The sequence below is a fragment of the Elstera litoralis genome, from assembly GCF_000963705.1.
Lineage (GTDB): Bacteria > Pseudomonadota > Alphaproteobacteria > Elsterales > Elsteraceae > Elstera > Elstera litoralis.
Genome location: NZ_LAJY01000313.1, coordinates 1 through 5898 on the forward strand (window position 1 = coordinate 1; position 5898 = coordinate 5898).

Annotated in this window: 6 protein-coding genes; 4 read left to right on the forward strand and 2 right to left on the reverse strand. The window is 61.7% G+C overall.

Annotation, left to right across the window (positions count from 1 at the left end):
- The 4 genes from VZ95_RS12435 to mnmA all read left to right on the forward strand — a co-directional run.
- Window positions 1–411, forward strand: a 411-nt coding sequence (locus VZ95_RS12435; RefSeq protein ID WP_045776126.1) for an aminotransferase class V-fold PLP-dependent enzyme, incomplete at its 5' end; no start/stop codon positions are given.
- An 18-nt stretch (window positions 412–429) separates the two neighbouring features.
- Window positions 430–801 (forward strand): HesB/IscA family protein, encoded by a 372-nt coding sequence (locus tag VZ95_RS12440; protein WP_045776127.1) that lies wholly within the window; start codon window positions 430–432, stop codon window positions 799–801.
- A 164-nt stretch (window positions 802–965) separates the two neighbouring features.
- Entirely contained in the window at window positions 966–1298 is a 333-nt protein-coding gene (locus VZ95_RS12445) for a ferredoxin family 2Fe-2S iron-sulfur cluster binding protein (RefSeq protein WP_045776128.1), read from the forward strand.
- Between the two features lie 10 nt (window positions 1299–1308).
- The gene (mnmA, locus tag VZ95_RS12450) at window positions 1309–2445 is read left to right on the forward strand and encodes a tRNA 2-thiouridine(34) synthase MnmA (RefSeq protein WP_045776129.1); all 1137 of its coding nucleotides are present in this window, start codon (window positions 1309–1311) and stop codon (window positions 2443–2445) included.
- 52 nt (window positions 2446–2497) lie between these two features.
- Here the strand turns inward: mnmA and VZ95_RS12455 are convergent, their stop codons facing one another.
- A complete protein-coding gene (locus tag VZ95_RS12455) occupies window positions 2498–3787 on the reverse strand; it encodes a methyl-accepting chemotaxis protein (RefSeq protein WP_045776130.1) in 1290 nt (429 codons plus the stop codon).
- Between the two features lie 186 nt (window positions 3788–3973).
- Window positions 3974–5500 carry an aldehyde dehydrogenase family protein gene (locus VZ95_RS12460; RefSeq protein WP_232302643.1) on the reverse strand — a complete coding sequence of 509 codons (1527 nt, stop codon included), beginning with the start codon at window positions 5498–5500 and terminating at the stop codon, window positions 3974–3976.
- Window positions 5501–5898 lie beyond the last annotated feature (398 nt).

Sequence of the window (5898 nt, forward strand, 5' to 3'; positions counted from 1 at the left end):
CAGGCCGCTAAAGCCGAAATTCCAGCGATGGCGGCGCTCGCCTCCCTGCGCGACCAAGCCGAAGCCGATTTGCGCGCGCTGGGGGCGTTTCTACCGGCGGCAACGGGTGCCGCGCGTCTGCCCAATTGCTTTTCGGTTGCCTTGCCGGGCAAGCCCGCCGAAACCCAGGTGATTGCCCTTGATCTTGCCGGGTTTGCCGTCAGCGCCGGGTCCGCTTGCTCCTCGGGCAAGGTCAAGCGCAGCGCGGTCTTGGCAGCGATGGGCTATCCGGACGACATTGCGGGTTCCACAATCCGCGTCAGTTTCGGCGTGGGGACAACAGCGGCGCAGTTGGCACACTTCTGTTCCGCGTGGCAACGGCTTGCAGGGCGCAGCGCCGCACCCCATACTGAAGCTGTTACGTTAGACTAAGACTAAGGAGCCGCCCTTATGGCCCACGCCGATACATCCCCCGCGCCGCGCCCGGCCCCGAAAGCGGTGATCTCCCTCACCGATGCCGCCGCCGCGCGCGTTAAATCGCTGCTGGAAAAGCGCGATCCGCCCGCCGTGGCTTTGCGCGTGGGAATCAAGACGCGCGGCTGCTCCGGCCTGTCTTACGCGGTCGATTACGCCGACACGAAGATGCAGTTCGATGAAGTGGTGGAAGATAAGGGCGTGACCGTGCTGGTCGATCCGGCGGCGGTGATGTTCCTGATCGGCTCCGAAATGGACTATCGCGAAGATAAATTCACCTCCGGCTTCACCTTTACCAATCCGAACGAAAAAGCCCGCTGCGGCTGCGGCGAAAGCTTCAGCGTTTAGTTTGCCTTTGGCGGAAAAAGCTGCGCTTTTTTTACGCTCAGACGCCGCGCGGGCTTACGAGTTTTTCAATTTTTTGATTCTGTTTAAGTGTGAAAAACTCTAGCCTAGACCGGCAGCATCCAAGCGGGTAAACAGGGGCGTTTTAACCCCCACGAGGAAAATCGATGCCGAAATTGACCTTCATCGACCGCGACGGCAATCGCCACGAGGTAGAAGCGCCGGTAGGCCTGTCGGTTCTGGAAATCGCGCATCGCAATCAGATCGATCTCGAAGGCGCGTGCGAAGGCTCGCTCGCCTGCTCCACCTGTCACGTCGTCGTCGATCCGGACGATTACGAGCGCCTGTCGGACGCCAGCGAAGACGAAGAAGATATGCTCGATCTCGCCTTCGGCCTCACCGCCACCTCGCGCCTCGGCTGCCAGATCATCATGACGGAAGAGCTGGACGGGCTGCGGGTTTCGCTGCCCACCGGCAGCCGCAATATGATGGCAGGCTAAGAGGCCGCTTATGCTCAACTCCCTCGGCATCGCAAAACCGCCCGCCGAAACGCGCGTGGTCGTTGCCATGTCCGGGGGGGTGGATAGTTCCGTTGTGGCCGCGCTTCTGAAGGAAGAGGGCTATGATGTCGTCGGGATCACACTTCAGCTTTACGATTTCGGCGCGGCCCTGCGCAAAGGTGCCTGCTGCGCGGGCCAGGATATTTACGACGCCGCGACAGTGGCTGAGCGCATCGGCATTCCCCATTACGTGCTCGATTATGAATCCCGCTTCAAAGAGCAGGTGATCGAAGAGTTTGCCGATAGTTACGCGCGCGGCGAAACGCCAATCCCCTGCGTGCGCTGCAATCAGACGGTGAAGTTCCGCGATCTACTGGCCACCGCCCGCGATTTGGGGGCGGATGCGCTGGCGACCGGCCATTACGTCCAGCGCCACCTTGGGCCGGACGGGCCGGAATTGCTGCGCGGGGCCGATGCGGCGCGCGATCAATCCTATTTTCTGTTTGCGACGACGCCCGAGCAGTTGGCCTATTTGCGCTTCCCGCTCGGGCATCTCAGCAAACTGGAAACGCGGGACCTCGCCCAGCGCTACGGGCTTTCGGTCCATGATAAACCCGACAGCCAGGATATCTGCTTCGTGCCCGATGGCGATTATGCCGCCATCGTCAAGCGCCTGCGCCCGGAAGCGGTGGAGCCCGGCGAGATTGTCGATCTTGCGGGGCGAGTCGTCGGCCAGCATCAGGGCGTCATTCATTACACCATCGGCCAGCGCCGGGGCCTTGGCTTGGGTGCGGAAGTGAGCGGCGGCGAGCCGCTGTTCGTTATCCGGTTAGAGCCGAACCGCCGCCGCGTCATCGTCGGCCCGCGCGCCGCCTTGGGGCGGGACCGGGTGCATGTGAAAGAGGTCAATTGGCTCGGGGCACCGGGGGTGACGGAGGCTGCTTGCACGGTCAAGCTGCGCTCGGCCCAGGCCCCTATCCCCGCCACCCTCGTTCGTCAGGCCGATGGCAGCGGTACGCTCACCTTGACCGCCCCCCAACACGGTATTGCGCCGGGGCAGGCCGCCGTTTTCTACGACGGCGAACGCGTGCTCGGCGGCGGCTGGATTACGGCGACCGAGCTTTCGGATTTGGAAGTGGCGGCCTAAGGGCAGCCGCGCTGGATAATGCGCTGCTGCCCGCCGAGTAGAACGTCAGGTTTTACGCGCGCTGCAATTGTTCCAGCAGCAGTTTTACTTGCTTCTGTAGACCTTGAGACTGCTGCGTTAGATCATCGGCGGAACCCTGAACGGTTTGGGCGAGGGCCGCGCTTTCCGACATGCCGGTGGCGACCGTATCCAGCGTCTGATTCATCCCCCGCGTGACCGTTACGCCTTGCTGAACGGTGCGGGCGATCTCGCGGGTTGCGGCGTCCTGCTCCTCGACCGAGGCAGCGATTTGGGTATTGATCGTCTGCACCCGGCCAATGACTTCGGTGACCTTGTGGATAGCCTCCACCGCGCGCGCGGTTTCGGTCTGGACGGCAGCGATCTGCTCGCTGATTTCGTCCGTCGCCTTCGCGGTCTGGCTGGCGAGGCTCTTCACCTCGGTCGCCACCACGGCGAAGCCCTTACCCGCTTCCCCGGCGCGGGCGGCTTCGATGGTGGCGTTCAGCGCCAGCAGATTGGTTTGTCCGGCGATATTATTGATGAGATTCACCACTTGCCCGATGCGGTCCGCCGCCCCGGCCAGGGTTTGAATGATGCGGTTGGTACGCTCGGTTTCGTCGGTCGCGGTTTGGGAGATGGTCGACGCGTCGACCACTTGCCGCCCGATTTCGGCAATGGAGGCCGAAAGTTCTTCCGTTGCCGCCGCCACGGTTTCCGACCCGCTGAGTGCTTGGCGCGAGGCCGCCGCCGCTGCGGAAAGCTGCTCTTGTGCCCGGCCTGCGGTTTGCGCCTGTCGCTGTGCTGCCGACCGCACCTCACCCGCGCGCGCCGCCGAAGTATCGACCGCCGTTCCGACGGTTTGTTCGAGCTGCCCGGCAATCCGGCTTAGGGTTTCAACGCGCTCCGCCTGCTGTAATTGCAGCATCATGGCGTCGTTGATATCGATCAAAGTGCCGCAAACGCGCACGGCGATCCCCGTGCGATCCCGCGCCATCCCCGCCGTCGCGCGGAACCAATGGTACTCGCCGGTGCGCAGCTTCAGGCGATAGTTGACATCATACGCGGTGCGCCCGCTTCGGTCTTTCATGGCCTTACCAAACATTGCGAAGGTGGCCGCGACGTCATCGGGATGCAATCGATCGGTTAAAGCGGCCAGCGTATTGGGAAAATCGCCGTTACCCGTGTATCCGAGAAGTTCGGCAAATTTCTTTGAATACGAAAACTGGCAATCGGGATGGGCCGGGTCTTCATTCACCAAGTGAATATCCCATAGGCCAATCCCGACATGCTCTTTCAGCAGCCGGAGATCTTCAGCGCTGTTATTTTTCTTCCAGAGCGACATTGTTTTAGACCCAATCACAAAAAATTGCCCCTCGCGGGACAATAGCGAAGAACCAACATAAATTCACGTATTTATCCGTTGTCACAAACTCACAACAATCAAAGGGCGGCGACGGAGGCCAAAAAAAGGGCGAAGAAAGGGTAATACCTGTCTTCGCCCGCCTGCAAACTCTCGTAGGTCCGAGTTTTAAGTCATATTGAGAATGATCGTCTTCTTATGGGTGAAATGCTCCAGCATCGATTCGAGCGAGGCTTCCTTGCCCATACCCGATTGCTTGACCCCACCATAAGAAATATTCGGTTGCACGACGAGGTTCTGATTGACCTGCACTAGCCCCGCTTCCAAGCGCCGGGAACCGTCGAGCGCGGTTTTGAGATCCCGCGTCCAGATCGTCGCCGCCAATCCATAGTCGCTGTCGTTCGCCGCCGCGATCACCGCGTCGAAATCGCTCCAGGATTGAATGCAGGTGACGGGGCCGAAGATTTCTTCGCGCAACACGCGGCTATGGGCCGGAAGCCCGGTAAACACCACCGGCTGCGCGAACAGCCCCTTGGCGAAAGCCGGATCGGTCGGCATTTGCGCGCAGCGCAGCGCCGTGCCACCCTCGGCTTCGCCAATCGCCACATAATTTTGCACTTTCTCGAACTGATCCTGCGAGATGATCGTACCGATATCGGTCGCCTCGTCCAGCGGGTCGCCCATTTTCATCGCGTTCACCTTTTCGGTGAGCTTGGCGATGAAGGCGTCGTGCAGGTCGGCGTGAACATAGATGCGGCTCGCCGCCGTGCAGCTTTGGCCCTGGCGGGTGAAGCGCACGCCCGCAATCGCGCCCGCAACGGCGCGGTCCAGGTCGGCGTCGGCACAGACGATCATCGGCGATTTGCCGCCGAGTTCCAGCGTGACCGGAATGAGCTTATCCGCCGCCGCACGCGCCACGATCTTGCCGGTCTCGACCGAGCCCGTGAACGTCACCTTCTTCACCACCGGATGCGCCACCAGCGGCGCGCCGCACTCCGGCCCAAAGCCGGAGAGAATATTGAGCGTGCCCGCCGGCAGCACCGACGCCATGATCTGACAGGCGCGCAAGACCGCCAGCGGCGCTTCTTCCGCCGATTTGACGATAACGGTATTGCCCGCCACCAGCGCCGGGGCGATTTTAAGCGCCATCAGCATCATCGGCACGTTCCACGGAATGATCGCGCCGACCACGCCCAGGGGTTCATGCACCGTTACCGTTAGCATATCGGGGTTGAACGGCACGGTTTCGCCCTTCATTTCCGGGGCGAGGCCGCCGAAGAAGGTGAAGACATCGGCCAGTACCGAGGCTTCCACTCGGCTTTCGGTGCGCAGGGCCTTGCCGGTTTCGAGCGCAACGAGACGGCCCAGTTCTTCCACATGCTCTTGCAGCTTCTGCCCGCAGGCCGCCACCAACTTACCGCGCTCGCGCACCGGGAGGGCGGCCCAGAACTTTTGCGCTCTATGGGCGGCCTCGGCGGCACGATCCACATCGGCGGCTTCCCCCAAAGCCGCCTCAGCCACGGTTTCGCCATTGGCGGGGTTTACCACCGGAAAAGTCTTGCCGCTCAGGGCAGGAACCAAGGCGCCATCGATCAGCAGTTTGCCGGACAAGGCCCGCGCCAGCAGTTTCGGATCGAGCACGGGGTCGAGCCCAGGCGCAGGCAGCGTGAGGGCATCAGAACGCGGAACAGTCACAGGGTTTTCCTCCACCAAAAGCCGGGCGACTTGAAGCCCGTTGCGTATTTTTCAGTGTGCCCTCAAAAGCGGGTACGGGTTTGGCGCACTGTCGTTTCAGACTATCAGTTGGTCGCGCACCTGTCTAAATCGTGACAGAAACGTAAGTTGTGCGGTGGGGTGGATTCTGATGGAATCGCCCCATGCGCTTTTTCCGCCGGAATTTTGACAGGATTGGTCGGTAGAGCAAGCGCTACAGACTTATGTGGGGATAGATGATGATCGGCACGAAACTAACCGCTGTTGGGCTTCTCGCCCTAGCTTTGGCGGGGTGCGCGGCTAATCCCGGCGGCTCGGGACAGATTGGCGATTCCTGCGGCGAGCTGGGCTGGGGCCGCATCGGCGGCACCTGGCCGGGG